The following is a 24,469-nucleotide window of genomic DNA, read 5'->3' as shown; positions in this document are numbered from 1 at the left end:
ATCTTATGCGCATCTCCTGGAATCATCCCCCCGCCCGAGAAGTTCCGTGATGCGCCTTCTGGGGATAAAGGTGGAACAAATTGTGGCAAAGTTAAAGGGGCGGCGGTGCTTCCGTGGTCAGAGATGACGCTTCCGCATGTGGTGCTGCACTAGTTGGAATCCACTCTTAAACCGATTTAATCAGGAATAAATTTTTTTAAATCGATTAATTGATTGATATCATTGGTTAATTCCAGACTCGACTATTGCTCTTTCACGCATCTGCCACTAGTTTCGCGTCACGTTTCCACGGTCACGGAAGGAGTGCGCGAATGGAAGAGCTTGGACTTCGCAACCCGAACAACGGGTTAGCCGCGATCGGCATCAGCGGCGCATCGCGCGTCTTTTATAATTCCTCCGAAGTCGAGCTTTATGAAGAAGCCATTCGCCGCGGCGAAGCTGACCTGACGGTCGATGGCGCCTTGCGGGCCATCACGGGCCAGCACACCGGTCGTTCGCCCAAGGACAAGTTCATGGTGCGCGATGCCGAGACCGAAAAGCGGATCTGGTGGAGCAACGAGAACAAGGCGATGTCGCCGGAGCACTTCGCGGTGCTGAAGGCAGACATGATCGCGCATGCCGCGGGCAAGGAGCTTTTCGTCCAGGATCTGGTTGGCGGCGCCGACGCGGAATACGCCCTGCCGACGCGCGTTGTCAGCGAATACGCATGGCATTCGCTGTTCATCCGCAACCTGCTGATCCGTCCGAAGCGTGACACGCTGTCGACCTTCCAGCAGAAGCTGACGATCATCAACCTGCCAAGCTTCAAGGCGGACCCGGCGCGCCACGGCTGCCGTTCGGAAACGGTTATTGCTTGCGATTTCACCAACGGGCTGATCCTCGTGGGCGGTACGTCCTACGCGGGTGAAAACAAGAAGTCGGTTTTCTCGGTGCTGAACTACTTCCTGCCGGAAAAGGGCGTCATGCCGATGCACTGCTCGGCGAATGTCGGCCCGAACAACGACACGACGCTGTTCTTCGGCCTCTCCGGCACCGGCAAGACAACGCTTTCGGCAGACCCGAACCGCACGCTGATCGGCGACGACGAGCACGGCTGGGGTGAAAACGGCGTCTTCAACTTCGAAGGCGGCTGCTATGCCAAGGTAATCAACCTGTCGGCCGAAGCCGAGCCTGAAATCTATGCCGCGACCCGTCGTTTTGGCACGGTCGTTGAAAACGTCGTGCTCGATGAGAACCGCGTTCCGGACTTTACCGATGGCTCGCTGACGGAAAACACCCGCAGCGCCTATCCGCTCGATTTCATCCCGAATGCCTCGCGCACGGGTCTCGCACCCCATCCGAAGACCATCATCCTGCTCACGGCCGACGCCTTTGGCGTCATGCCGCCGGTTGCCAAGCTGACGCCGGAACAGGCGATGTACCACTTCCTGTCCGGTTACACGGCCAAGGTTGCCGGCACCGAAAAGGGCGTAACGGAACCGGAAGCCACCTTCTCGACCTGCTTCGGCAGCCCGTTCATGCCGCGCCATCCGGCTGAATACGGCAACCTGCTCAAGGACCTGATTGCAAAGCATCAGGTTGATTGCTGGCTGCTCAATACCGGCTGGACCGGTGGCCAGTATGGTGTTGGCCATCGTATGCCGATCAAGGTCACGCGCACCCTCTTGACCGCTGCACTCGACGGCAGCCTCAAGAACGCCGAGTTCCGCACGGATGCGAACTTCGGCTTCGCGGTGCCGGTTGCCGTTGAAGGCGTCGACAGCAAGATCCTCGACCCGCGTTCCACCTGGGCTGATGGCGCCGCCTTCGATGCCTATGCCCAGAAACTTGTGTCGATGTTCATCCAGAACTTCGAGCAGTACGAGGATCACGTCGACAGCAAGGTGCGCTCCGCTGCTCCTGGTGTCCTCGCTGCGGCAGAATAAGCGATACCTTTAAGGATTCACGTGAAACCGCCGGTGCCGGGCCATGCCTGCACCGGCGGTTTTCTTTTAGACACCTTTCTGGACAAGCCGGCTCGCCAAGACATATGGAGATGCATGGCCAGCAATCCGCTTCAGATCAACAGCCGCATCACCATCGCCGGATGGGAACTGAACGAGCAGTTCGTGCTGGCGGGCGGCCCCGGTGGCCAGAACGTCAACAAGGTCTCGACCGCCGTCCAGTTGTTCTACGATATCCTCAATTCGCCTTCGCTGCCGGATCGCGTCAAGCAGAACGCCATCAGGCTCGCCGGGAAACGGGTGTCGAAGGACGGCGTGCTGATGATAGAAGCCAATCGTTTTCGCAGCCAGGAGCGCAACCGGGAAGAGGCGCGTGAGCGGCTGAAGGAACTGATCCTTGAAGCGGCAAAGCCGCCACCGCCACCCCGCAAGGCGACAAAGCCGACCCGTGGCTCGGTTGAGCGGCGCCTGAAGGAAAAATCCGGCCGTTCCGAAGTGAAGAAGATGCGCGGCCGGCCAATCGGCGACTGAGATTGGAAGACGATCGTGGCGACACTCCCAAACGGCATCCGGCACCTGCCGGAGTATCTCGACCGGGCGGCACAGGAGCATCTGGTCGAAGTGGTGCGCGCGGTCGTCGCTGAGGCGCCGCTTTATACGCCGGAAATGCCAGGCACTGGCAAGCCGATGTCGGTGCGCATGACCAATTGCGGCCCGCTCGGCTGGGTTACGGACAAGGCGCGCGGTTATCGCTACCAGCCTGAACATCCGGTGACGAAAAGGCCGTGGCCGGCAATCCCGACCGAATTGCTGGAGCTTTGGGAAAAGCTCTCCGGCTATCCGAAGCCGCCGCAAGCCTGCCTGATCAACTTCTATGCCGATGACGCAAAGATGGGCCTGCACCAGGACAAGGACGAGAAGGCGTTCGACGCACCGGTCCTGTCCATCTCGCTCGGCAATACCTGTTTGTTTCGCGTCGGCGGCTTGAGCCGCCATGACCCGACCGGGTCCTTCCGCCTGTCGAGTGGCGATGTGGTGATCCTCGGCGGTGAGGGGAGGCTGGCCTTCCACGGCGTCGACCGGATCTATCCCGGTACATCGACGCTTTTGAAGAATGGCGGGCGCATCAACCTGACGCTGCGCCGCGTCCATAGCTGACGATCCTAATCCAGCCTCTACGATAGATCGCCTACAGTTTTCTGAGAGAAACCGTTTCCACGAAGTGGTTACGGCCCTTGCGCAGGATGAGGTCGGCGCGCGGGCGGGTCGGTAGGATATTCTGCCGCAGGTTCTTCAGGTTGATGTTTTCCCAGAGGTTTTCAGCAACAGCCATGGCCGCCTCTCGATCGATGGCCGCGTATTTCTTGAAAAACGAGGTCGGGTCTCGGAAGGCGGTTTCACGCAACCGCATGAAACGCTGCACATACCACTGGTGGATCTGCTCTTCCTCGGCGTCGATATAGATCGAGAAATCGAAGAAATCGGAAACGATCGGCACGATCTTGCCGTCCGCCGGCAGCGCACGCGACTGCAGTACGTTGATGCCTTCGAAGATGAGGATGTCCGGACGGTCCACCAGTGTGAATTCGTTCGGCAGCACGTCATAGGTCAGGTGCGAATAACGCGGCGCCTGCACATTCGGCTCGCCCGCCTTGATGGCCGACAGGAAGCGCAGAATGGCGCCGATGTCGTAGCTTTCCGGAAAACCCTTGCGCTCCATCAGGTTTTCGCGCTGGAGCACCGCATTCGGATAAAGGAAACCGTCTGTGGTGATGAGGTCGACCTTGGGGCTGGAGGGCCAGCGCGCCAGGAGCTCCTTCAGGATACGAGCCGTTGTTGACTTTCCGACGGCGACCGAGCCCGCGATGCCGATGATGAACGGAGTCTTGGTGACGTCGGAGAGGCTCAGGAAGCGGTTGCGCTGCTGGAACAGCAGCTGCGATCCTTCCACGTGGGTGGAAAGCAGGCGCGACAGCGACAGGTAGATCCGCCGCACTTCGTCGAGGTTGATCGGGTCGTCCAGCGATCGCAGCCGCTGCACTTCGTCGGCCGTCAGCGTCAGCGGCGTGTCGGCGCGAAACTTCGCCCATTCCTCAGCCGTGAAGGAGTGGTAGGGCGAATAGTAATCTGCCGCACTGGCGGCGTCCGCGGGCTCGGCAGTCTGGGCTGCGTTGGTCATGACGCAAATCTCATCACTTGGGCCGGCTCGCCTTTTCCTGAAGCCCGGATTGGCCGGTCCTCCGCTGCAGTTCGTCAAGCACATCCTGCAACGGAATGCCCGCGATCTTCAACACGACCAAAAGATGATAGAGCAGGTCGGCGCTCTCCGCAGTGAGGTTCTGCCGGTCCTGCGAGATCGCCGCGATGACGGTTTCGACCGCTTCCTCGCCGAGTTTCTTGGCGGCCCGTTCCTGCCCGGCTGCAACAAGCTTTGCGGTCCAGGATTCGTCGGGCGACGCTTCTGCACGCTTGGCGACGATCGCCTCGAGTTGCTCAAGGGAAAACTTGCTCAAGATCACTCTCCCCGGTCAATCGAGCCGCATGGCAATGCCGTGCTCGGACATATAGCGCTTGGCTTCGCCGACGGTATAGGTGCCGAAGTGGAAAATAGAAGCGGCGAGAACGGCCGTGGCGTGGCCTTCCTTGATGCCGGCGACCATGTCGTCGAGGTTGCCGACGCCGCCAGATGCTACGACCGGCGCACGGACGCTGTCGGCGATGGTGCGGGTCAGCTCTAGGTCGTAGCCGCTCTTCGTGCCGTCACGGTCCATGGAGGTGACGAGCAATTCGCCTGCGCCACGCTCCACCGTCTTCACGGCAAACTCCACCGCGTCGATGCCGGTCGGCGTGCGCCCGCCATGGGTGAAGATCTCCCACCGGTTCGTTTCGCCGGCTGCCGAAACCTTCTTGGCGTCAATCGATACCACGATGCATTGATTGCCGAACTTGTCTGCCGCCTCGGCCACGAAATCCGGGTTCTTCACCGCCGCCGAGTTGATCGAAACCTTGTCGGCGCCGGCAAGCAGCAGCTTGCGGATGTCGCCGACCGCGCGGACGCCCCCACCGACGGTCAATGGCATGAAACAGTAATCGGCTGTGCGGGCCACGACATCGAAGATCGTGTCGCGGTTGTCGGAGGATGCCGTGATGTCGAGGAAGCATAGCTCATCGGCGCCGGCGGCGTCATAGGCCTTGGCCGCTTCCACCGGATCACCGGCATCGATGAGGTCGACGAAGTTGACGCCCTTGACGACACGGCCGTCTTTCACGTCGAGGCAGGGGATGACACGGGCCTTGAGGGTCATGCCGCACGTCCTTGTCTGCTGCGGATCAGCGCCAGCGCTTCCTTGGGGTCTATGCGACCATCGTAAAGCGCGCGGCCGGAGATCGCACCTTCCAGCCGGGCCGCATCCGGCTCCAGCATGCGGCGGATATCGTCAAGCGAGGCAAGCCCGCCCGAAGCGATGACCGGAATGGAAACGGCGTTCGCAAGCTCAAGGGTGGACGCCCAGTTGATGCCGGCCAGGATGCCGTCTCGGTCGATGTCGGTGTAGATGATTGCGGATACGCCGGCGCCCTCGAACTTCTTGGCAAGCTCGATCACGCCAAGTTCGGAGGCTTCGGCCCAGCCTTCGACGGCTACCTTGCCGCCCTTGGCATCGATGCCGACCGCGACCTTGCCCGGAAATTTCTTGCAGGCTTCGATGACAAGCGCCGGATCGCGCACCGCGACGGTGCCCAGGATCACACGCGCCAGCCCTCGGCTCAGCCAGTTTTCAATATGGTCGAGCGTACGGATGCCGCCGCCAAGCTGCACCGGGTTCGTAGTCGCCTTTAGGATGGCATCGACGGCTGCGCCATTGACGCTCTCGCCGGCAAAGGCGCCGTTGAGGTCCACAACATGCAGCCACTCGAAACCCTGGTCTTCAAAGGCTTTGGCCTGCGCCGCAGGATCGGGATTATAGACGGTGGCCTGGTCCATGTCACCGAGCTTCAGGCGCACGCACTGACCGTCTTTCAAGTCGATGGCAGGAAAAAGGATCATCTTTCAAAGGTCCTGTAGATGCGCGAGCCGTTTCAAGGCTTCCAGCGCAGGAAGTTGGCGATCAGGGCAAGTCCAAGCGTCTGGCTCTTTTCCGGGTGGAACTGCGAGCCCGCCATGTTGTCGCGGCCGACAAAGGCCGTCACGGCGCCGCCGTAGTCGGTGGTGGCGATCACCTCCTGCCGGTTTTCAGCAGCAAGGTGGTAGGAATGGACGAAATAGGCGTGCAGCCCGTCCTTGCCGGTCGGAATGCCATCAAACAGCGGGTGCGGATGCACGAGATCGAGCGTGTTCCAGCCGATCTGTGGGATCTTCAGGCTCGGGTCGCTCGGCGTCATTTCCACGACGTCGCCCTTGATCCAGCCGAAACCTTCGGTCGTGGTCTTCTCCAGCCCGCGGGACGACATCAGCTGCATGCCGACGCAGATACCGAGAAACGGGCGGCCCTTGCTTTCCACCACATCGATGATGGCTTCCTTCATGCCGGGCACGGCATCGAGGCCGGCGCGGCAGTCGGCATAGGCGCCAACCCCGGGAAGCACGATGCGGTCAGCCGTGGCGACGGCATCCGCCTTGTCGGTGAGGTCAATCGTGGCATCGATGCCGGCCTCCCGGGCGGCGCGTTCGAAGGCCTTGGTCGCGGATCGGAGGTTGCCGGATCCGTAGTCGATGATTGCAACGCGCATCAGCGTGCTCCGTGTTCAAATAGCCCCATCGGGGGAGCCTGCCAGCCGGCAGGGGACTTTGCGTCCCTGGCCCAATCGGCGGAAGCCGGCATCGGTTGTGTCTGTGTTTCCGGAAGGCCGGCGAAAAATGTTTCTTCTGCCGTGTCCAGATCGGGTGCGGGTATCACGGCTTCAAGCGTCCAGCCGCGACGGATCAAGGATTCGGAGCGATAATGTCGGCCTTCGAGTGCGACGAGCAGGCTGACGGCAAAACCGAACAGGCCACCGGCAAGTTCAAGGCCGGCAAAACCCATCAGGAAGCCGCTGAGCACCTGCAGCAGGAAGATAACGATCGCGGCGATCCAGAGCCGGTTCCAGAGGAGCCAAGCCCAGGGGAAAAACAAGGCCGGCCAGGAAAACCCGTCACGCATGATCAAGGTCGAGCGATGATCGCGATCAGGGCCGCCGGGCGGTGTCAGGACGAGATAGCTTCTCATGTTTCGCTTTCACAGGGATGTGCTCCCGGAAGCGTCAGACCAGCATGCCCTTCGTGGAAGGAACGCGATTGGCCTGTCGCGGATCGATTTCGGTTGCAACGCGGAGGGTCCGCGCCACGGCCTTGAAGCAGGTCTCGGCGATATGATGGTTGTTGGCGCCGTAATGGTTCAGCACATGCAGGGTGATCCCGGTATTCTGCGCGAAGGCCTGGAAGAATTCCCGCACGAGTTCGGTGTCGAAAGTGCCGATCTTCGGGGCGCTGAAGGCGACGTTCCACACGAGGAACGGCCGGCCGGAGACGTCGATCGCGGCCTTGGTCATGGTCTCGTCCATGGCAAGATCGAGCGACGCATAGCGGTTGATGCCGCGACGGTCGCCGAGCGCTTTGGAAATCGCCTGTCCCAGCGCGATGCCCGTGTCTTCCACCGTATGGTGGTCGTCGATGTGAAGATCGCCCTTCACGTCGATTTCCATGTCGATGAGCGAATGTCGCGAAAGCTGGTCGAGCATATGGTCGAAGAAGCCAACGCCGGTCGAGATCTTGGCTGCGCCCGTGCCGTCGAGATTGACGGAGACGTTGACCGAGGTCTCGTTGGTCTTGCGCGAAATGCTTCCCGTGCGTGTACCGGTGCTTGCGACTGTCGTTTCACCCATATGGGTCTCTCCATGCTCGGAGCGTCTCCCGCTCCTTTTGATCCGGGCTGCATATCAGGCAGTTCGGCAAATATCCAGTAAAAGCCGGGCCAGAATGCTGCAACGCGCAAGCGGTTTGCATTCGCCTTGCTCCATCTTACATAGGAGCCAACGGAGCGGTTTGCTCCCCTAAAATGTAACGCCCGCGGTGCGGGCCAGAAGGTGCTGAATGACAACAATCATAACTGTGCGGAAGGGCGGCAAGGTCATCATGGCCGGTGACGGGCAGGTCAGCCTTGGTCAGACGGTGATGAAGGGCAATGCGCGCAAGGTGCGCCGCATCGGCAAGGGCGAGGTGATCGCCGGATTTGCCGGCGCCACGGCCGACGCCTTTACGCTGCTCGACCGGCTTGAAAAGAAGCTCGAACAATATCCCGGGCAGCTGATGCGCGCTGCCGTCGAGCTCGCCAAGGATTGGCGCACCGACAAGTATCTGCGCAATCTCGAAGCCATGATGCTGGTCGCCGACAAGTCGATCACCCTTGCCGTCACCGGCAATGGCGATGTGCTGGAGCCGGAACATGGCACGATTGCCATCGGATCCGGCGGCAATTTCGCTTATGCCGCGGCACGCGCCATGATGGATTCGGACAAGTCTGCCGAGGAGATCGCCCGGACGGCTCTCGATATCGCCGCTGACATCTGCGTTTATACCAACCACAATCTCGTGGTGGAGCAGTTGGACGCGGATGCCTGATCGACCGCCTCGATACACGCTGCGCGACGGGACCCGCGATGACTTTCCGCTGCTGCGGCAGTGGCTCGCGGAACCGCATCTGGCGGAGTGGTGGGGCAGTGTCGAGGAGGAGCTGGCAGGCATCGAAGAGGCGGTGGAAAGCGTCGAGACGCGGCCGATGATTGCGGAGCTGGATGGCAGGCCGATCGCCTACCTCCAGTATTACGATCCGCATCTTGAAGAGGATCATCCGTACCAGGACCAGCCGAAGGGCACGCTCGGGATCGATATCTCGATCGGCCCGCCGGAACTGCTAGGGCTTGGGCACGGCAGTGCGATCGTTCGCCAGCTGGCGCAGGAGCTTTTCGAAACCGGGGTGCCGCGGCTCGTCATCGACCCGGATCCGGACAACATCCGTGCGATCCGGGCTTACGAGAAAGCCGGCTTCCGCTACGTCGATTCCAGAACAACCATATATGGTCCGGCCCATTTCATGGCGCTGGACGCAAACCAGGAAACGGATTTGTAATGACCAATTTTTCTCCCCGAGAAATTGTTTCCGAGCTGGACCGGCACATCATCGGCCAGCACGATGCCAAGCGCGCCGTGGCGATTGCGCTGCGCAACCGGTGGCGGCGCCAGCAGCTCGACGAGAGCCTGCGCGACGAAGTCATGCCGAAGAACATCCTGATGATCGGCCCGACGGGTGTCGGCAAGACGGAGATTTCCCGTCGCTTGGCCAAGCTCGCCGGCGCGCCCTTCATCAAGGTCGAAGCCACGAAATTCACCGAAGTCGGTTATGTCGGCCGTGACGTCGAGCAGATCATCCGTGACCTCGTGGAAGTCGGCATCGGTCTTGTTCGCGAAAAGAAGCGCGCCGAGGTACAGGCCAAGGCCCATATGAGCGCCGAAGAGCGCGTGCTTGATGCGCTGGTGGGCGCTACGGCCTCTCCGGCAACACGCGACAGCTTCCGCAAGAAGCTCCGCAGTGGCGAACTGGACGACAAGGAAATCGAGATCGAGGTTTCCGACACCGGGTCGGGCATGCCCGGCTTCGAGATCCCAGGCATGCCGGGCGCCAATATCGGCGTACTGAACCTGTCGGAAATGTTCGGCAAGGCGATGGGCGGCCGCACCAAGAAGGTCCGGACCACGGTTTCAAAATCCTATGGTGAGCTGATTCGCGACGAGTCTGACAAGCTGATCGACAACGAAGTCATCCAGCGCGAGGCCGTGCGGGCAGTGGAAAACGACGGCATCGTCTTTCTCGACGAGATCGACAAGATCGCAGCCCGCGACGGCGGCCTGGGTGCCGGTGTTTCACGTGAAGGCGTGCAGCGTGACCTGCTGCCGCTGGTGGAAGGCACCACGGTTTCGACCAAATATGGTCCGGTGAAGACCGACCACGTGCTGTTCATCGCCTCAGGTGCCTTCCATGTCGCCAAGCCGTCCGATCTCCTGCCCGAGCTTCAGGGCCGCCTGCCGATCCGTGTTGAACTGAAGCCGCTTACCAAGGAGGACTTCCGCCGGATCCTGACGGAAACCGAAGCAAGCCTCATCCGCCAGTACAAGGCACTGATGGAAACGGAAGAACTGACACTCGACTTCACCGACGACGCGATCGATGCGCTCGCCGATGTCGCCGTGCATCTCAACTCCTCCGTCGAAAACATCGGGGCTCGCCGGCTACAGACGGTGATGGAACGCGTGCTGGACGAGATCTCGTTCAACGCGCCGGACCGCGGTGGCTCGTCGGTGACGATCGATGCGGAATATGTGCGCAAGCATGTCGGGGACCTCGCATCCGATACCGACCTGTCGCGTTATATTCTCTGATGACGGTCGTGGCAGCCGCGCAACGTGGGGCTGCCACGCCTACGCCTCTGACGGGTTTTTGATCCCTCCCGTCTCGACAGGCCGCGCAGCGCTGGCGTAAGGGAGGCACATTGCAAAGTTGATCGGCACCTTGCGGAACAGGAGCGGCCGGAACAGCTTTGGACAGCATGCCACGAACGGCGTGACGCACGCCCCAGGACCTGCATCTTGAAGCGCATTCTATTCTCCCTGATGATTGCTGTTGCCGCGATCAGCGCTGCGCCCGATTTCGCCGCCGCCATGACGCTCGTGCCGGAGGGAAACAGGAATGCCGAGCAGCCGAAGATCCCCGGCGCCTCGGTTCGCCGTACCAAGGCTGGCCGCACCACCTTCGATGACAAATACGACAAGATCCGCGACCTGCTGGCGAGCGACAAGAAGCTGATCGGCAAGATCAAGTCGACCGCTGCCGCTTACGGCATCGACCCGATCCATATCGTCGGCGCGATCGTTGGCGAGCATACCTACAATGTCGACGCCTATGACCGCCTGCAGACCTATTACGTGAAGGCGGCCGCCTATGCCGGCAACAAGTTCCGCTTCGGCTATGGTGACGAGACCATCACCCAGTTCGTCAGCCGCGAAGAGTTTTCCCGCTGCGCCAAGTTCAGCGATTCCTACGATCTGTGGAACTGCCGCGAAGACATCTGGGAAAAGACCTTCCGCGGCCGCAAGGTCGGCGGCAAGGGTTACCCGGACAACCGTTTTAGCGCGGTTTTCTTCCAGCCCTTCTTTGCCGGGCAGACATTCGGGCTTGGCCAGGTCAATCCGCTGACGGCGCTGATGCTTTCTGACCTGGTGTCGCGAGTTTCCGGTTTCCCGAAGCTCGATGAGACGAGGGCGGCTGAGGTTTATGACGCGATCATGGATCCCGACAAATCGCTCGCCTTCATGGCGGCAAACATCCGCCGTTCGATCGACGACTACAAGACGATCGCCGGCGTCGATATTTCCCGCAACCCCGGCATCACCGCAACGCTGTACAACACGGGTGGATCGGTGCAGCGCGCGGCTGCTCTGAAAGCGCGCGGCGGACTGCCCCAGGAAAACTATTACGGCTGGCTGGTCAACGACAAGCTCGCGGAATTGCGATCCCTGCTCTAGTTGAAACCCAAGGTGTCGAGACTGATATCTCCTTGAGCAACCTCAAGGAGAGCAGTTCATGGACATGCGCCCGGAACCCTTCGTACCGCCCGCGCCTGTGCCGCGGCAGCGCCAGCTGACGCCGCCCGAAATCATCTGGACCGCGCTTCGCAACCCGCTCGAGCTGTGGAGGCAGGACGCCTATCGTCTGCCATGGATGGAATCGAAATTCTTTCGCGAACGCACGATCGTTGCCAACCATCCGGACCTCATCCGCCATCTGCTTGTGGAGAATGCCGCCAACTACCGGATGTCGGAGGTCCGCCAGCTGGTGCTGAGGCCGATCCTGAAGGACGGCCTGCTCACCGCCGAAGGACCCGTCTGGAAACGCTCGCGCAAGGCAATGGCGCCGGTCTTCACGCCGAAACATTCCCGCGGTTTTGCCGGGCAAATGCTGGCCATGTCTGAGCAATTCATCGAACGTTATGCGTTGATCGGCAGCGAAGGCCGGGTGAGCGACATTTCCGCCGACATGACCGACCTGACCTATGCGATCCTTGCGGAAACGCTGTTTTCGGGAGAACTGGCGGGCGACAAGGACACCGTTTCCAATGATGTCGATGCACTTCTCCACCGCATGGGGCGCGTCGACCCGATGGACATGATGCGTGCGCCACCGTGGGTGCCGCGGCTGACGCGTTTTGGCGGGCGGCGCATGCTGGAAAAATTCCTCCAGATGGTGTCCGATACCATGGCGGCGCGGCAGGAGCGGATGCGGAAGGCGCCGGATGACGTGCCGCAGGATTTTCTCACCCTGTTGTTGCAGTTGGCCGGTCCAGACGGGCTGACCATGGAGGAGATCGAGGACAATATTCTCACCTTCATCGGCGCCGGCCACGAGACCACGGCGCGGGCGCTGGCCTGGACGCTTTATTGCGTCGGCCATTCGCCGCATGTGCGCGAGCGGATGGAAGAGGAGATTGGCCGCGTGCTGGCGGAGGGCACCGAACCGGTCGAATGGGTGGAGCGGATGCCCTGGGTGCGGGCCGCTTTCGAGGAAGCGCTGCGTCTTTATCCGCCCGCACCATCCCTCAATCGCGAAGCGATCGGCGCTGACTCCTGGACCAGCCCGGAAGGCGAGACGATCCATATCGAACCGGGCGTTACCGTGCTCGTCATGCCGTGGACGCTGCACCGCCACGAGCTTTATTGGGACAAACCCGACGCCTTCATGCCGGAGCGCTTCTTGCCGGAGAACCGTGGCTCCATCAACCGCTTCCAGTATATCCCCTTTGGTGTCGGCCCACGCACCTGCATCGGTGCCACCTTCGCGCTGCAGGAAGGGGTGATCGCGCTTGCCGTGCTGATGCAAAGCTACCGGTTCGATCGGGTGCCGGAGAGCCGGGTTTGGCCGGTGCAGAAGCTGACAACGCAGCCGCGCGACGGCATGCCCATGAAGGTCAGTCCGCGACACAGGACGTCTCGTGCAGTGAATTGATCTTTGCCCGGCATCGGCTAATGATCCCGTGACCAATCCTCGGGATCTTCGCGTGGCATCTCCTTATCTTCTCGGCATCGATACCGGCGGCACTTATACCGACGCCGTGCTGTTCCGTGAGGAAGAAGGCGTTGTCGCCAAGGCGAAGTCGCTGACGACGCGGCATGACCTTTCGGTCGGCATCGCCGGTGCGGTGGATGCGGTGTTGGCACAGGCCAGGCTTTCTTCCTCGCGGATTGGCCTCGTGTCGATCTCGACGACACTTGCGACCAATGCGCTGGTGGAAGGGCAGGGTAGCCGTTCCGCGCTGGTGATGATCGGCTTTGCTCCGGACGATCTGGCGCGCAGCGGTCTGGCAGAAGCGCTGGGCAGCGACCCGGTGATCTTCCTGCAGGGCGGGCATGACGCCCACGGCAATGAAACGCCGCTCGATCTCGAACCGCTCGAGCAGGTTGCTGCTGGACTTTCCACCGATGTCACCGCCTTTGCCGTTGCCGGTTATTTTGCTGTTCGCAATCCCGCGCATGAAATCCGGGTGCGCGATCGGCTGCGCCAACTGACACATCTGCCGGTCACCTGCAGTCATCAGCTGTCATCGAAGCTCGGTGGACCACGGCGAGCACTGACAACGCTTTTGAACGCGCGGCTCGTTTCCGTGATCGACCGGCTGGTCAGCGCTTGCGAAGGTTTTCTCCATGCGCGGCAGATCCATGCGCCGCTGATGGTGGTGCGCGGTGACGGCGCCCTCATTTCGGCAACGGAGGCGCGGCTGCGGCCGATCGAAACCATTCTCTCGGGGCCGGCCGCAAGCCTAGTCGGAGCGCGTTACCTGACGAAACTCGACCAGGCGGTGGTGTCGGACATCGGCGGCACCACGACCGACGTTGCCGTGCTGCATGAGGGGCGGCCGAAGCTTGCGGAGGAGGGGGCGGTTGTCGGTGGGCACCAGACCATGGTGGAGGCGGTCGCGCTACGCACCTATGGGCTCGGCGGTGATTCGGAAGTTTATGTCGATGAGCGCGGGCTCGAGGCGCGGATTTCACTTGGGCCCCGCCGCATCCTGCCGCTCAGCCTGCTGGCGGTTTCTCACGGGCAAGAGGTTCTTGGCTCTCTGGAGAAACAGCTGCGCGCGACGCATGCGGGGCGGCATGACGCACGCTTTGCCATCCGCACCGGGGTGCCGGAAGCGCTGGCGCAGGGGCTGGCCTCTGCCGACCGTTCCCTCTACGACCGCATCACCGAACATCCAACAGCGCTGAACGATCTGCTGACGATGACGTCGCAGAAGGCGGTTCTAGATCGGCTCGTGGCGCGTGGCCTTGTTCATATCGGCGGCGTCACGCCGTCGGATGCGCTGCATGTGCTCGGGCGGCAGAACCAGTGGAACGCCGAGGCGGCACATCTTGGTCTCACACTCCACGCGCGTCGCAAGGATGGTGCAGGACGTGAGGTCGCCGCCTCTGCGGAGATGCTGGCGACAAGGATCGTCGACGGGATGACGCGCCAGTCGGCAGAGGCGGTGCTTGCGACCTGTCTGGCCGACGATGGGGCGGGCGCCATCGACCCGGCCACCTCGCTTGCAATCGATCGAGCCCTGAAGCGAACTCCCGGCATTGCGCGTCTCTCTATATCTCTTGATCGCCCGCTGGTCGGTCTTGGTGCTTCGGCTGCCGTTTATTATCCGGCCGTGGCGACCATGCTCGGCGCGCAGCCGGTCATTCCCGCCGATGCGGATGTGGCAAACGCCATTGGTGCTGTCGTGGGCCAGGTGCGGGCGTCCGCCACGGTTGTCGTCACCTCACCGGAAGAGGGGCGCTTCATCCTGTCCGGTGCTGGCGAGCGGCTTGTGCTGGCGGGCGAGGCGGAAGCGCTTGCCAAAGCACGGGAACTGGCATCCGATGTCGCGCTTGCCCGGGCCCTGTCCGATGGCGCGGCCGAAGCGGTTCTGGCGGTCACGGAAGAGGTCGATGCCGCAGAGGTCGAAGGCGCGCGAAAGCTTGTGGAAGCGCGAATCACCGCCACTGCCGCCGGCCGGCCGCGCGTCGCAGTTGGGTGAATGTAGGACCGCTGCCCATTCGTTGCATTGACAGCTTGCCTTGCCCGCGCAATGTGACAGGCAGTTTTCGCAATCGGTTCAAGGGGAGGCACATGGCCCGCATCGAAAAGAACGGTCTCGCAATCGACGAGACGCTCTACAATTTTCTGGTCGACCAGGCACTTCCCGGCACCGGCGTGGATGCGAACCACTTCTTCTCCGAGTTTTCCAAGATCATTCATGATCTTGCCCCGAAGAACCGGGTGCTGCTGGCAAAGCGTGACGAGTTCCAGGCGAAGCTCGATGACTGGTACCGGCAGAACGGCGCTCCCACGGATCTTTCAGTCTACGAAGCCTTCCTGCGCGAGATCGGCTATCTCCTGCCGGAAGGACCGGACTTCACCGTCTCCACCCAGAATGTCGACCCCGAGATCGCAGAAATTGCTGGCCCGCAGCTTGTCGTGCCCGTGATGAACGCTCGTTATGCGCTCAATGCGGCGAATGCCCGCTGGGGCTCGCTGTATGACGCGCTCTACGGCACGGATGCGATTCCCGAAACGGATGGCGCCGACAGGGGCAAGGGCTACAACCCGGTGCGCGGTGCCAAGGTGATCGCCTGGGTGCGTGACTTCCTTGACCAGTCCGTGCCGCTGTCTGGCGCGAGCTGGACCGGTGTCACCTCCTTCGTCATTGCCGATGGCAGGCTGAAGGCCGCCGCGCAGGATGGCCAGACGGTCGAGCTTGCCGATCCGAACCAGTTTGCCGGCTACCAGGGTTCGCCCGCCGAACCGACGCATATCCTGCTTAAGAAGAACGGGTTGCATGTAGAGATCCTGATCGATGCGACGACGGCAATTGGCAAGGATGATCCGGCGGAGATTTCCGACGTCTGGGTCGAATCCGCCATTACCACGATCATGGACTGCGAAGATTCGATCGCAGCCGTTGACGCCGAGGACAAGGCTGCCGTCTACGCCAACTGGCTCGGGCTGATGAAGGGGGACCTGTCGGAAGAAGTCTCGAAGGGCGGCAAGACCTTCACCCGCCGGCTGAACCCCGACACCGACTACACGGCGCCGGATGGCTCGAATTTCGTGCTGAAGCGCCGTTCGCTGATGCTGATCCGCAATGTCGGCCACCTGATGACCAATCCGGCAATCCTCGACCGGGACGGCAACGAGGTTCCGGAAGGCATCATGGATGCCATGATCACGGCATTGATTGCCATCAACGACATTGGCCCCAACGGTCGCCGCCAGAATTCCCGCACCGGCTCCATGTATGTGGTGAAGCCGAAGATGCACGGGCCGGAAGAGGTGGCCTTCGCCTCGGAAATCTTCTCGCGCGTCGAGCAGGCGCTGGGGCTTCCGGTGAACACGATCAAGATGGGCATCATGGACGAGGAGCGCCGCACCACGGTCAACCTCAAGGAATGCATTCGCCAGGCGCGCGAGCGGGTGGTGTTCATCAACACCGGCTTCCTGGATCGTACCGGCGACGAAATCCATACCTCGATGGAAGCCGGTCCGATGATCCGCAAGGGCGACATGAAACAGGCTGCCTGGATCGCAGCTTATGAAAACTGGAACGTCGATATCGGTTTGCAGTGCGGCCTGTCGGGCCACGCGCAGATCGGCAAGGGCATGTGGGCGATGCCCGACATGATGGCGGCGATGCTGGAGCAGAAGATCGCCCATCCGAACGCGGGAGCAAACACCGCCTGGGTCCCGTCGCCGACTGCGGCAACCCTGCACGCGACGCACTACCACAAGGTCGATGTTGCCTCCGTTCAGGCGGGGCTGAAGAGCCGCGAGCGCGCGAAGCTTTCGGATATCTTGTCGGTTCCGGTTGCTTCGCGGCCGAACTGGACCGCGGACGAGATCCAGCGCGAGCTCGACAACAATGCGCAAGGGATCCTTGGTTACGTCGTCCGCTGGATCGACCAGGGCGTCGGTTGCTCCAAGGTGCCGGACATCAACAATGTCGGGCTCATGGAAGACCGCGCAACGCTGCGCATCTCGGCCCAGCACATGGCAAACTGGCTTCACCACAAACTGGTCAGCGAAGAACAGGTCGTGTCGACGATGAAGCGCATGGCCGCGGTCGTTGATGGCCAGAATGCCGGCGACCCGCTCTACCGGCCGATGGCGACGGACTTCGACAACTCCGTTGCCTTCCAGGCGGCGCTCGACCTGGTGCTGAAGGGCCGCGAACAGCCGAACGGTTATACCGAGCCAGTGCTGCACCGTCGTCGCCAGGAGCTGAAGGCGAAGCTGGCGGGGTGATTCCCTATACCGGAATGCCTCCTCACGAGGGGGCAATCACAAGCGACAAAAAAGGCCGCCGGAGAAACTCTCCTGGCGGCCTTTTTATTCCTGCGCGGATGGCTGCGTTTACTGGATCACCACGACCTTGGTCTGGCGACCGGGGCGAACGCGGCTGTAGAGGTCGATCACGTCCTGGTTCATCAGGCGGATGCAGCCCGACGATGCCGCGGTGCCGATGGAAGCCCATTCCGGCGTGCCGTGCAGGCGGAACAGCGTGTCTTGGCCCTTCTCATTGAAGAGATACATGGCGCGCGCGCCAAGCGGGTTGTTGAGACCGGGGCCCATGCCGGCCTCGACATAACGAGCGATGTCCGGCTTGCGGGCTGCCATCTCCTTCGGCGGGTGCCAGGTTGGCCATTCCTGTTTCCAGGCAACGTAAGCCGTGCCTGACCAGGCGAAGCCCTGCTTGCCGACGCCGATGCCATAGCGCACCGCCTTGCCGTTCGGCAGGATGTAGTAGAGATGCCGTTCGCGGGTATTCACCACGATCGTGCCGGGCTTCTCGTTCGTCTGGTAGCTGACGATCTGGCGAACGAACTTCTTGTCCATCCGGTTGATCGGGATCGCCGGCAAGGTATATCCGGCGTCCTGCACCGAGCCGTAGGAATCGGTGAAGATTTGCTCGGTATAGCTGACGCTTTTGGTTTCGGAGCTGGATGTCACGGTGGAGCAGCCGGCCAGGGCGACGGACGCCAGAAGGCCGAGTGCAAGCATGCTGTTGCGGACGCGCATGGAAGTCTCTTGATGATTGGGCAGATGAATTAGGTGGACGACCACCTTCGTCAGGGGTTATTTTCGATAAGATTCGTCTTGGCAAGCGCTGCAGCGCATCAAAACAGAGCCGGCGTATGATTGAAAAAGGGCATGGTGTTTTTGCAACATCATCTTGGTCCCTGATACGTAGAGCCCATGACTATACTGAATGTCGTCAGCAACAACCCCTTGATCGATGGGCGCCAGTCCGCCCGTGCCATGATGGTGCGCAAGGGCGTGCAGATCCTGCTGCATGACATGCGCCATGCGCTCCTGCCGGAAATGGTGCTATCCAGCGGACGACGCGCCGATTTGATGACCCTGACGGAGAAGGGCGAGATCTGGATCATCGAGATCAAGACATCGGTGGAGGATTTCCGCGTCGACCGTAAATGGCCGGATTACCGTGCCTGCTGTGACAGGCTGTTCTTTGCTACCCACAAGGATGTGCCGCTCGATATCTTCCCGGAAGACTGCGGGCTGATCCTGTCGGATGGCTATGGCGCACATCTGCTGCGCGATGCGCCGGAGCATAAGCTGGCGCCGGCGACCCGCAAGGCCGTCACGCTCAGCTTCTCGCGCGCGGCGGCACAACGGTTGATGATGGCCGAATGGGCGACGGGCAGGAACTTCGACGAGATGTAGTTATTTCGGCGCGCGCTTGGCGAGAATGCGCTGCAGCGTGCGGCGATGCATATTGAGCCGGCGTGCCGTTTCGGAAACGTTGCGTTCGCACATCTCGTAGACGCGCTGGATATGCTCCCAGCGCACGCGATCGGCCGACATCGGGTTTTCCGGCACGTCGGCGCGCTCGCCCGGCCGCTGCGTCAGCGCGCTGAAGATGTCGTCGGCATCGGCGGGTTTCGAAAGATAATCAAGTGCGCCAAGCTTCACCGCCGTCACGGCGGTTGCGATGTTGCCGTAGCCGGTGAGCACGATCACCTTGGTGTCTTCGCGGCTCTGGTGGATCGCCTCGACCACGTCGAGCCCGTTACCGTCACCCAGCCGCAGGTCCACCACCGCATATTTCGGCGGATGCGCCTTGGATTTTGCCACACCTTCGGCCACCGATTCGGCCGTTTCCACCACAAAGCCTCGCGCTTCCATGGCGCGCGCCAGGCGCCGCAGGAACGGGCCGTCATCGTCCACGATGAGCAGCGATGGGTCCGGGCCGAGATCCGGATCAATCGGCCTTAAGGGCTGTTCCAGGTGTGTTTCCATAGCGTTTCTTCTCCGCAGGCTGCTGTCACCTGCCTTGTGCAATCTATATGGGCATTACCGTTGATGGAGCCAAATCATTTTTATCCGCCACGTCCATCACCGAACGTGGCCATTCGACATGAATACGCGCGCCGAGCGTGCTGCCTTCGCTGTTGCCGAAGCGAATCGAAGCGCCGGAGCGCTCCAGGAGCGTCTTGGCGATAAAGAGGCCAAGGCCGAGGCCCCCGGCGCGCTGATCCTCGCGCGGCCGCCGCGTCATATAGGGTTCGCCAATGCGGGAAAGGACCTCCGGGCTGTAACCTTGGCCATCGTCCTCGATGGTGATCGAGACCCGCGACGCGTCATGGGCGACGGTCACGGTCACCTTGCTGCGCGCATAATCCACCGCGTTCTCGATCAGGTTGCCAAGGCCGTAAAGGATCGCAGCATTGCGGTTGCCGACCGGTTCGGTCGCCCGATCTCCGTTTTCGATGAGAGCGATCTGGATGCCAAACTGGCGATGCGGCGCAAGCACTTCCTCGATCATCGAGGACAAGGGGAGGCGACGCATATGCTCCTCGCTCTCCGCCGAAAGCGAGGTGAGCCGGCGCAGGATGTCACGGCACCGCTCGCTCTGGCTGCGCAGAAGCTGCACGTCTTCCCGGAAGCGCTCGTCACCGCCGAGTTCTCGTTCCATTTCCTTGGCAACGACGCTGATGGTGGCAAGCGGTGTGCCGAGTTCATGGGCCGCGGCCGCCGCCAGTCCGTCGAGTTGTGACAGGTGTTTTTCCCGCTCCAGCACCAGTTCGGTGGCTGCCAGTGCATCGGCCAGCAGCGTCGCCTCATGGCTGACGCGGTAGGCGTAAAAGGCAGCAAACATCATCATCGAAGCGATCGAGCACCAGACGCCAAGCTGCATGATCGGCTGGATGCGCAGCGTTTCACCTTCATACCAGGGCACTGGGTAAGGAGAGAGGGCAAGCGCCGTGGTGCCGGCGAGCGCCACAACGATCAGCACCAGCGAGTGGCGAAGCGGCTGCGACGCAAAGGCAATGATGACCGGCACGCAGATGAGCGGCGCGAACGGATTGGCAAGACCGCCGGTGATGAACAGCAATGCGGCCATCTGCAGCAAGTCGAAGGCGAGTAGCGCAAGCGCCGCTTTTGGTTCAAGCCGGTGGGTCGCCGGAAACCAGGCGGAAAGCGCAAGGTTTGCCACCGCCAGCGCGCCGATCAGGATCGCCGCCTCCTGGAACGGCAGTGGAAACCGCAGCACGACGCCGACGATCAGCACGGTGATCGTCTGGCCCGCCACCGCCAGCCAGCGAAGTCGCACCAGGGTCTGCAGGCGAATGCGCCGACTGGAGGGGCCGAATTGTGCAAATCGCACCGATGGGCTGTCCATGCTCACAATCCGTCCTTCACCTTGGCTTGTGTTCGGCACTGTCATACCGTTCCTCCGCTGGTGCGCGAGGCGGCATTCTGTCACGTACCGCGCGGTTTGGCACGCGTCGTCGGTTGCGCCTGCGCCGGATCTTCCGGCCACGGATGTTTCGGATAGCGCCCGCGCATCTCGGCACGCACGTCCTTCCAGGATCCGGCCCAGAAACCGGGCAGGTCGCGCGTCGTCTGTATCGGCCGGTGCGCCGGCGATGTCAGTTCGAGAAGCAGCGGCAATCGCCCGCCGGCGATCGCCGGATGTTTCGTCAGCCCGAACAGTTCCTGGACGCGGATCGCCAGAACCGGTTCTTCCCCGTCGTAACGGATCGGATGCCGCTCTCCCGTCGGCGCCGTGAAGTGCGTGGGTGCAAGCTTGTTCAGGTCCTGCGCCACCTCATGCGGCACAAGCGAACGCAACCCTTCCGACAAGCTGCCGGGGTTGATCGCATCAAGCCCTGACGTATTTCCCTGGAAGGGAACGTACCAGTCCTCGAGCCGCGCAAGCAGCGCTTCGTCGCTCATGTCCGGCCAAGGTTCGCCGATCGTGCGGTAAAGGAAACCGATCCGATCGCGCAACTGCGCCCCTTCCTTGGAAAAAGGCAGCACCTGGAGTCCAAGCTCGCGCACTCCTTGCGCCAGAGCCCGCGCCGCCTGGTCGCCGCTCGGGCGCGGCAGGGGCCGCTCATCGAAGATGATCGCACCTAGCCGGGTTACCTTGCGTGCCCGTACCTGGCGGCTGGCGCGGTCGAAGAAACATTCGTCGCCTTCGATTATGGCATGTTGAAGCTCTGCTTCCACGTCGGCGCGGCTGATTTCAGCTGCCGCCATAATGCGTGCTGCCGCCGCGCGCCCGGTCAGGTCGGCGATCACCAGCATCCTGGAGGCCGACAGCCGCTCGGTTTCCGGCAGCTCGGCGCCACGTCCATTCGCCATCACGAAGCGGCCACGACCGCCACGCTGCAGGGCGATCCGGTCAGGATAGGCATGGATGAGGAGGCGCCCGGCCGTTGCCGGTTCAGGCGATTGGCTCGTCTTCGGCAGACTTGCGGCGATCCGCTGTGCAAGCTTGCGCGCCGCGTCAGCCCGGTCTCCGCGTTCGTGCCGGAAGCGCTTCAGCCGCTCGTCAAGATCGACATCATTGCCGCCCAGCCCCTGTTCGGTCAGCAGTACGCCGAGGAGACAGGCCTCCTGGCCCAGTCCCTCCTCTGTCGCCGAAATCGCCATGGCTGCAAGTCGTGGCGGCAGGGCGAGGTCGCGCATCAACTTGCCCTTTTCGGTCAGGCTTCCGGTTTCTTCCAGCGCGCCGAGCTGAACGAGCAATCCCTTGGCTTCATTGTAGGCCGCGGCCGGCGGCGGATCGAGAAAGGAAAGTGTCGCCGGGTCCTGAACGCACCAATGCGCCAGGTCGAGCACAAGGCCGGACAGGTCGCTCGCCAGGATCTGCGGCGGGGTAAAGGCGGGCAGTGCCGCCGTCTGCCCCTGGTGCCAAAGGCGTATGGCGATGCCCGGTTCGGTACGCCCGGCACGTCCGGCGCGTTGATCGGCAGAGGCGCGCGATACCCGCACCGTTTCCAGCCGGGTGATGCCGGTCGAAGGTTCGAACACAGGCAGGCGCTGCAAGCCGCTGTCGATGACGATTCGAACTCCGTCGATGGTGATCGAGGTTTCCGCGATCGATGTCGCCAGCACCACCTTGCGCTGGCCGGCAGGCGCCGGCCTGATCGCGAGGTCCTGCTCCTTTTGCGACAGGTTACCATAAAGCGGCACCACGGTCGTTTCGGCACCAAAATGCCCCTGCAGCCGCTCGACGGTGCGGGTGATTTCCGCTTGGCCGGGGAGAAATGCGAGGATGGAGCCCTGCTCGCCACGGTGTGCTTCGATGATGGTGGCCGCCATCACATCCTCGATCCGCTCGGCGGCAGACCGGTCACGATGACGGATCTCGATCGGGAAGGTGCGGCCCTCACTCTTGATCACCGCCGGATCACCCAGCAACGCCGCCACCCGCTCGACATCCAGCGTCGCCGACATCACCAGCAGGCGAAGATCCTCGCGCAGCGCCGACTGCACATCGAGCGCCAGCGCCAGACCGACATCGGCATCCAGCGACCGTTCATGATATTCGTCGAACAGCACCGCGGAGACGCCGGCAAGCTCAGGATCTTCGAGGATCATCCGGGCAAACACGCCTTCCGTCACCACCTCGATCCGCGTCCGGGCAGAAACGCGGTTGTCGAGGCGCATGCGATATCCGACGCGTTCCCCGACAGGTTCGCCAAGCAGCGACGCCATGCGGGACGCTGCGGCCCGCGCGGCGAGCCGGCGCGGCTCGAGCAGAATGATCTTGCCGGTGCACCACGGCTCGTCGAGCAGCGCAAGCGGCACCAGGGTCGTCTTGCCCGCACCGGGCGGGGCCGAAAGCACGGCCCGCGCCTCATCGGAAAGCGCCTTGGTGATGTCGCCCAGTACCTCCGAAACAGGAAGTTTCGGCAGCCGTGCTGCATTTGCGCCATCACCCATGGCAACGGCTCCGGTCAAGCACCGGCTTGTCCGCTCGCGTGCTGATAAGCAAGGATGGCGCCGGCGAGATCCTCAAGCGCTGCGCCTACCGACTTGAACAGGGTGATCTCGTCCGCACTGGCGCGACCCCGGTGACTCCCCGCCACGAGTTCGGCGAGTTCCGCCTTGATCGCATCCTTGCTGATGATGCCGGCCTGGAGCGGCATGACGATGTCGCCGCCTTCCTTCAGCGCACCGGCGCGGGTGTCGACGAAAATCGAAGCACGACGCACTGCCTCGTCATCGCTTTCGCGCATGGTCGGCTTGTAGGCGCCGACGAGATCAAGGTGCACCCCGGGTTTCAGCCATTCGCCGCGGATCAGCGGCTCGCTCGAAAGCGTTGCGCAGGAAATGATGTCAGCCTCGGCGCAGGCGGCGGCAAGATCGGTGACGACGGAGACTGTGATCCCCAGGGCCTTGGCTTCCTCTGCCATGGCCTGCGCCTTCGCCGCGTCGCGGCCCCAGAGCAGGAAGCGCTTGAGCGGCCGGTTGACCGCATGGGCCTGCATCAGGTTGAGCGACAGGCGGCCGGTGCCGACCATCAGCATGGTCTCGGCGTTGTCGCGCGCAAGATATTTGGCTGCGAGTGCGGAGGCCGCGGCGGTGCGGCGCGCGGTCAGCTCGCCACCCTCGACCATGGCCAGCATCTCGCCCGTCTTGCCGGAGGACAGGAGATAACGGCCAATGATGGAGGGGAGCGAGCGTGAATGGTTGTCGGGAAACAGGTTGAGGATCTTCACGCCGGCATATTCGCCCGGCACCCAGGCCGGCATCAGCAACATCACCGCATGCGCTTCGCCCGGCACCTCCATGTCATGGTGATGGCGCACCGGCATCACGCATTCGCTGGCAAACATCTTCGCAATCGCGTCGATCAGTTCGGGAAAGGGAAGGGCGGCGCGTGTTTGTTCTTCGTCCATGACCAGCATGCGGGGTACTCCTGGGTATCAGCGGGTATTAAAGGGAGCGGCACCTTAGCAACGCGGGGCGCGGGTCGCAAAGCCATGGGAGCCATGAAAGCGTCAGGCGGCTGAAAACCCCGTCGCGGCCGAACAAGTCGATGGCCGACGGAGAAAAGTGACAGTTTTTTGAAATGGCCTGTTGACTTCGCGAAGGGACTACCTTTATAAGCACAACCACTGACGAGGGCGGCGGCGCTGCTAGCGACGAAGTTCTTCGTTT

At 62.2% G+C, this 24,469-nt stretch carries 23 protein-coding genes; 11 read left to right on the top strand and 12 right to left on the bottom strand.

The genetic code is table 11. The features are described from left to right. The first annotated feature begins 311 nt into the window (after positions 1–311). The 3 genes from M0654_RS17575 to M0654_RS17565 all read left to right on the top strand — a co-directional run bounded on the left by M0654_RS17575 (position 312) and on the right by M0654_RS17565 (position 3,101). A complete protein-coding gene (locus M0654_RS17575) occupies positions 312–1,925 on the top strand; it encodes a phosphoenolpyruvate carboxykinase (protein ID WP_248684204.1) in 1,614 nt (537 codons plus the stop codon). Between the two features lie 114 nt (positions 1,926–2,039). After that, positions 2,040–2,474, top strand: coding sequence for an alternative ribosome rescue aminoacyl-tRNA hydrolase ArfB (arfB, locus tag M0654_RS17570; RefSeq protein ID WP_248684203.1), 435 nt, complete (start codon positions 2,040–2,042; stop codon positions 2,472–2,474). Between the two features lie 15 nt (positions 2,475–2,489). Then, positions 2,490–3,101 (top strand): alpha-ketoglutarate-dependent dioxygenase AlkB, encoded by a 612-nt coding sequence (locus M0654_RS17565; RefSeq protein WP_248684202.1) that lies wholly within the window; start codon positions 2,490–2,492, stop codon positions 3,099–3,101. 31 nt (positions 3,102–3,132) lie between these two features. On the opposite strand, the gene coaA is transcribed toward M0654_RS17565, so the two are convergent. The 7 genes from coaA to hisB are packed head-to-tail and all read right to left on the bottom strand — an operon-like array spanning position 3,133 to position 7,802. Then, positions 3,133–4,122 carry a type I pantothenate kinase gene (gene coaA / locus M0654_RS17560; RefSeq protein ID WP_248684201.1) on the bottom strand — a complete coding sequence of 330 codons (990 nt, stop codon included), beginning with the start codon at positions 4,120–4,122 and terminating at the stop codon, positions 3,133–3,135. 13 nt (positions 4,123–4,135) lie between these two features. Further along, positions 4,136–4,456 carry a phosphoribosyl-ATP diphosphatase gene (locus M0654_RS17555; RefSeq protein ID WP_248684200.1) on the bottom strand — a complete coding sequence of 107 codons (321 nt, stop codon included), beginning with the start codon at positions 4,454–4,456 and terminating at the stop codon, positions 4,136–4,138. 15 nt (positions 4,457–4,471) lie between these two features. After that, the gene (gene hisF / locus M0654_RS17550) at positions 4,472–5,248 is read right to left on the bottom strand and encodes an imidazole glycerol phosphate synthase subunit HisF (protein WP_248684199.1); all 777 of its coding nucleotides are present in this window, start codon (positions 5,246–5,248) and stop codon (positions 4,472–4,474) included. Continuing rightward, positions 5,245–5,988 carry a 1-(5-phosphoribosyl)-5-[(5-phosphoribosylamino)methylideneamino]imidazole-4-carboxamide isomerase gene (gene hisA, locus M0654_RS17545; protein ID WP_248684198.1) on the bottom strand — a complete coding sequence of 248 codons (744 nt, stop codon included), beginning with the start codon at positions 5,986–5,988 and terminating at the stop codon, positions 5,245–5,247. Before hisA ends, hisF begins: the two co-directional genes overlap by 4 nt. 32 nt (positions 5,989–6,020) lie before the next feature. Beyond that, positions 6,021–6,671, bottom strand: a complete 651-nt coding sequence (gene hisH / locus M0654_RS17540) for an imidazole glycerol phosphate synthase subunit HisH (protein WP_248684197.1) — start codon at positions 6,669–6,671, stop codon at positions 6,021–6,023. Beyond that, positions 6,671–7,147, bottom strand: a complete 477-nt coding sequence (locus M0654_RS17535; protein WP_248684196.1) for a DUF2628 domain-containing protein — start codon at positions 7,145–7,147, stop codon at positions 6,671–6,673. The genes hisH and M0654_RS17535 overlap by 1 nt, the downstream gene beginning before the upstream one ends. A gap of 34 nt (positions 7,148–7,181) precedes the next feature. Then, entirely contained in the window at positions 7,182–7,802 is a 621-nt protein-coding gene (gene hisB, locus M0654_RS17530) for an imidazoleglycerol-phosphate dehydratase HisB (RefSeq protein ID WP_248684195.1), read from the bottom strand. 208 nt (positions 7,803–8,010) lie between these two features. Between hisB and hslV the strand changes: the two genes are divergently transcribed. The 7 genes from hslV (at position 8,011) to M0654_RS17495 (ending at position 17,293) form a co-directional block, all read left to right on the top strand. Continuing rightward, positions 8,011–8,538 carry an ATP-dependent protease subunit HslV gene (hslV, locus tag M0654_RS17525; RefSeq protein WP_118851156.1) on the top strand — a complete coding sequence of 176 codons (528 nt, stop codon included), beginning with the start codon at positions 8,011–8,013 and terminating at the stop codon, positions 8,536–8,538. Beyond that, positions 8,531–9,046: a GNAT family N-acetyltransferase gene (locus tag M0654_RS17520; protein ID WP_248684194.1), complete on the top strand. Its 516-nt coding sequence runs from the start codon at positions 8,531–8,533 to the stop codon at positions 9,044–9,046. The genes hslV and M0654_RS17520 overlap by 8 nt, the downstream gene beginning before the upstream one ends. Continuing rightward, positions 9,046–10,353 carry an ATP-dependent protease ATPase subunit HslU gene (gene hslU / locus M0654_RS17515; RefSeq protein ID WP_118851158.1) on the top strand — a complete coding sequence of 436 codons (1,308 nt, stop codon included), beginning with the start codon at positions 9,046–9,048 and terminating at the stop codon, positions 10,351–10,353. Before M0654_RS17520 ends, hslU begins: the two co-directional genes overlap by 1 nt. A 207-nt stretch (positions 10,354–10,560) precedes the next feature. Continuing rightward, positions 10,561–11,496: a DUF1402 family protein gene (locus tag M0654_RS17510; RefSeq protein ID WP_248684193.1), complete on the top strand. Its 936-nt coding sequence runs from the start codon at positions 10,561–10,563 to the stop codon at positions 11,494–11,496. Between the two features lie 58 nt (positions 11,497–11,554). Then, positions 11,555–12,973, top strand: coding sequence for a cytochrome P450 (locus M0654_RS17505; RefSeq protein ID WP_248684192.1), 1,419 nt, complete (start codon positions 11,555–11,557; stop codon positions 12,971–12,973). A gap of 52 nt (positions 12,974–13,025) precedes the next feature. Further along, positions 13,026–15,029: a hydantoinase/oxoprolinase family protein gene (locus M0654_RS17500; RefSeq protein ID WP_248684191.1), complete on the top strand. Its 2,004-nt coding sequence runs from the start codon at positions 13,026–13,028 to the stop codon at positions 15,027–15,029. Between the two features lie 92 nt (positions 15,030–15,121). Beyond that, positions 15,122–17,293 (top strand): malate synthase G, encoded by a 2,172-nt coding sequence (locus M0654_RS17495; RefSeq protein ID WP_248684190.1) that lies wholly within the window; start codon positions 15,122–15,124, stop codon positions 17,291–17,293. A 108-nt stretch (positions 17,294–17,401) separates the two neighbouring features. Here M0654_RS17495 and M0654_RS17490 read toward each other — a convergent pair whose 3' ends face one another. Further along, positions 17,402–18,067 (bottom strand): L,D-transpeptidase, encoded by a 666-nt coding sequence (locus M0654_RS17490; protein WP_118851161.1) that lies wholly within the window; start codon positions 18,065–18,067, stop codon positions 17,402–17,404. A 177-nt stretch (positions 18,068–18,244) separates the two neighbouring features. Here M0654_RS17490 and M0654_RS17485 point away from each other — a divergent pair, with 177 nt between their 5' ends. Next, positions 18,245–18,733 (top strand): MmcB family DNA repair protein, encoded by a 489-nt coding sequence (locus M0654_RS17485; protein WP_118851162.1) that lies wholly within the window; start codon positions 18,245–18,247, stop codon positions 18,731–18,733. Here M0654_RS17485 and M0654_RS17480 read toward each other — a convergent pair whose 3' ends face one another. The 4 genes from M0654_RS17480 to M0654_RS17465 all read right to left on the bottom strand — a co-directional run bounded on the left by M0654_RS17480 (position 18,734) and on the right by M0654_RS17465 (position 24,216). Continuing rightward, positions 18,734–19,309 carry an ActR/PrrA/RegA family redox response regulator transcription factor gene (locus tag M0654_RS17480; protein WP_248684189.1) on the bottom strand — a complete coding sequence of 192 codons (576 nt, stop codon included), beginning with the start codon at positions 19,307–19,309 and terminating at the stop codon, positions 18,734–18,736. Positions 19,310–19,352: 43 nt separating this feature from the next. After that, positions 19,353–20,693, bottom strand: coding sequence for an ActS/PrrB/RegB family redox-sensitive histidine kinase (locus M0654_RS17475; RefSeq protein WP_248684188.1), 1,341 nt, complete (start codon positions 20,691–20,693; stop codon positions 19,353–19,355). Between the two features lie 80 nt (positions 20,694–20,773). Further along, the gene (hrpB, locus tag M0654_RS17470; protein ID WP_248684187.1) at positions 20,774–23,248 is read right to left on the bottom strand and encodes an ATP-dependent helicase HrpB; all 2,475 of its coding nucleotides are present in this window, start codon (positions 23,246–23,248) and stop codon (positions 20,774–20,776) included. Positions 23,249–23,262: 14 nt separating this feature from the next. Further along, positions 23,263–24,216 carry an ornithine cyclodeaminase family protein gene (locus tag M0654_RS17465; protein ID WP_248684186.1) on the bottom strand — a complete coding sequence of 318 codons (954 nt, stop codon included), beginning with the start codon at positions 24,214–24,216 and terminating at the stop codon, positions 23,263–23,265. Positions 24,217–24,469: the final 253 nt, after the last annotated feature.

Source organism: Neorhizobium turbinariae (assembly GCF_023223505.1).
Classification (GTDB): Bacteria; Pseudomonadota; Alphaproteobacteria; order Rhizobiales; family Rhizobiaceae; genus Neorhizobium; species Neorhizobium turbinariae.
This window is presented reverse-complemented; position numbering and strand designations above follow the sequence as displayed.

Excerpts from the sequence above, each read along its gene's own strand:
- hisB (WP_248684195.1), bottom strand. The coding sequence starts at position 7,802 with ATGGGTGAAACGACAGTCGCAAGCACCGGTACACGCACGGGAAGCATT.
- hisH (WP_248684197.1), bottom strand. The coding sequence starts at position 6,671 with ATGCGCGTTGCAATCATCGACTACGGATCCGGCAACCTCCGATCCGCG.
- M0654_RS17480 (WP_248684189.1), bottom strand. The coding sequence starts at position 19,309 with ATGGAAACACACCTGGAACAGCCCTTAAGGCCGATTGATCCGGATCTC.
- hslU (WP_118851158.1), top strand. The coding sequence starts at position 9,046 with ATGACCAATTTTTCTCCCCGAGAAATTGTTTCCGAGCTGGACCGGCAC.
- M0654_RS17475 (WP_248684188.1), bottom strand. The coding sequence starts at position 20,693 with ATGGACAGCCCATCGGTGCGATTTGCACAATTCGGCCCCTCCAGTCGG.
- M0654_RS17535 (WP_248684196.1), bottom strand. The coding sequence starts at position 7,147 with ATGAGAAGCTATCTCGTCCTGACACCGCCCGGCGGCCCTGATCGCGAT.
- arfB (WP_248684203.1), top strand. The coding sequence starts at position 2,040 with ATGGCCAGCAATCCGCTTCAGATCAACAGCCGCATCACCATCGCCGGA.
- hisA (WP_248684198.1), bottom strand. The coding sequence starts at position 5,988 with ATGATCCTTTTTCCTGCCATCGACTTGAAAGACGGTCAGTGCGTGCGC.
- coaA (WP_248684201.1), bottom strand. The coding sequence starts at position 4,122 with ATGACCAACGCAGCCCAGACTGCCGAGCCCGCGGACGCCGCCAGTGCG.
- M0654_RS17490 (WP_118851161.1), bottom strand. The coding sequence starts at position 18,067 with ATGCGCGTCCGCAACAGCATGCTTGCACTCGGCCTTCTGGCGTCCGTC.
- hrpB (WP_248684187.1), bottom strand. The coding sequence starts at position 23,248 with ATGGGTGATGGCGCAAATGCAGCACGGCTGCCGAAACTTCCTGTTTCG.
- M0654_RS17505 (WP_248684192.1), top strand. The coding sequence starts at position 11,555 with ATGGACATGCGCCCGGAACCCTTCGTACCGCCCGCGCCTGTGCCGCGG.
- hslV (WP_118851156.1), top strand. The coding sequence starts at position 8,011 with ATGACAACAATCATAACTGTGCGGAAGGGCGGCAAGGTCATCATGGCC.
- hisF (WP_248684199.1), bottom strand. The coding sequence starts at position 5,248 with ATGACCCTCAAGGCCCGTGTCATCCCCTGCCTCGACGTGAAAGACGGC.
- M0654_RS17495 (WP_248684190.1), top strand. The coding sequence starts at position 15,122 with ATGGCCCGCATCGAAAAGAACGGTCTCGCAATCGACGAGACGCTCTAC.
- M0654_RS17485 (WP_118851162.1), top strand. The coding sequence starts at position 18,245 with ATGACTATACTGAATGTCGTCAGCAACAACCCCTTGATCGATGGGCGC.
- M0654_RS17575 (WP_248684204.1), top strand. The coding sequence starts at position 312 with ATGGAAGAGCTTGGACTTCGCAACCCGAACAACGGGTTAGCCGCGATC.
- M0654_RS17520 (WP_248684194.1), top strand. The coding sequence starts at position 8,531 with ATGCCTGATCGACCGCCTCGATACACGCTGCGCGACGGGACCCGCGAT.
- M0654_RS17465 (WP_248684186.1), bottom strand. The coding sequence starts at position 24,216 with ATGCTGGTCATGGACGAAGAACAAACACGCGCCGCCCTTCCCTTTCCC.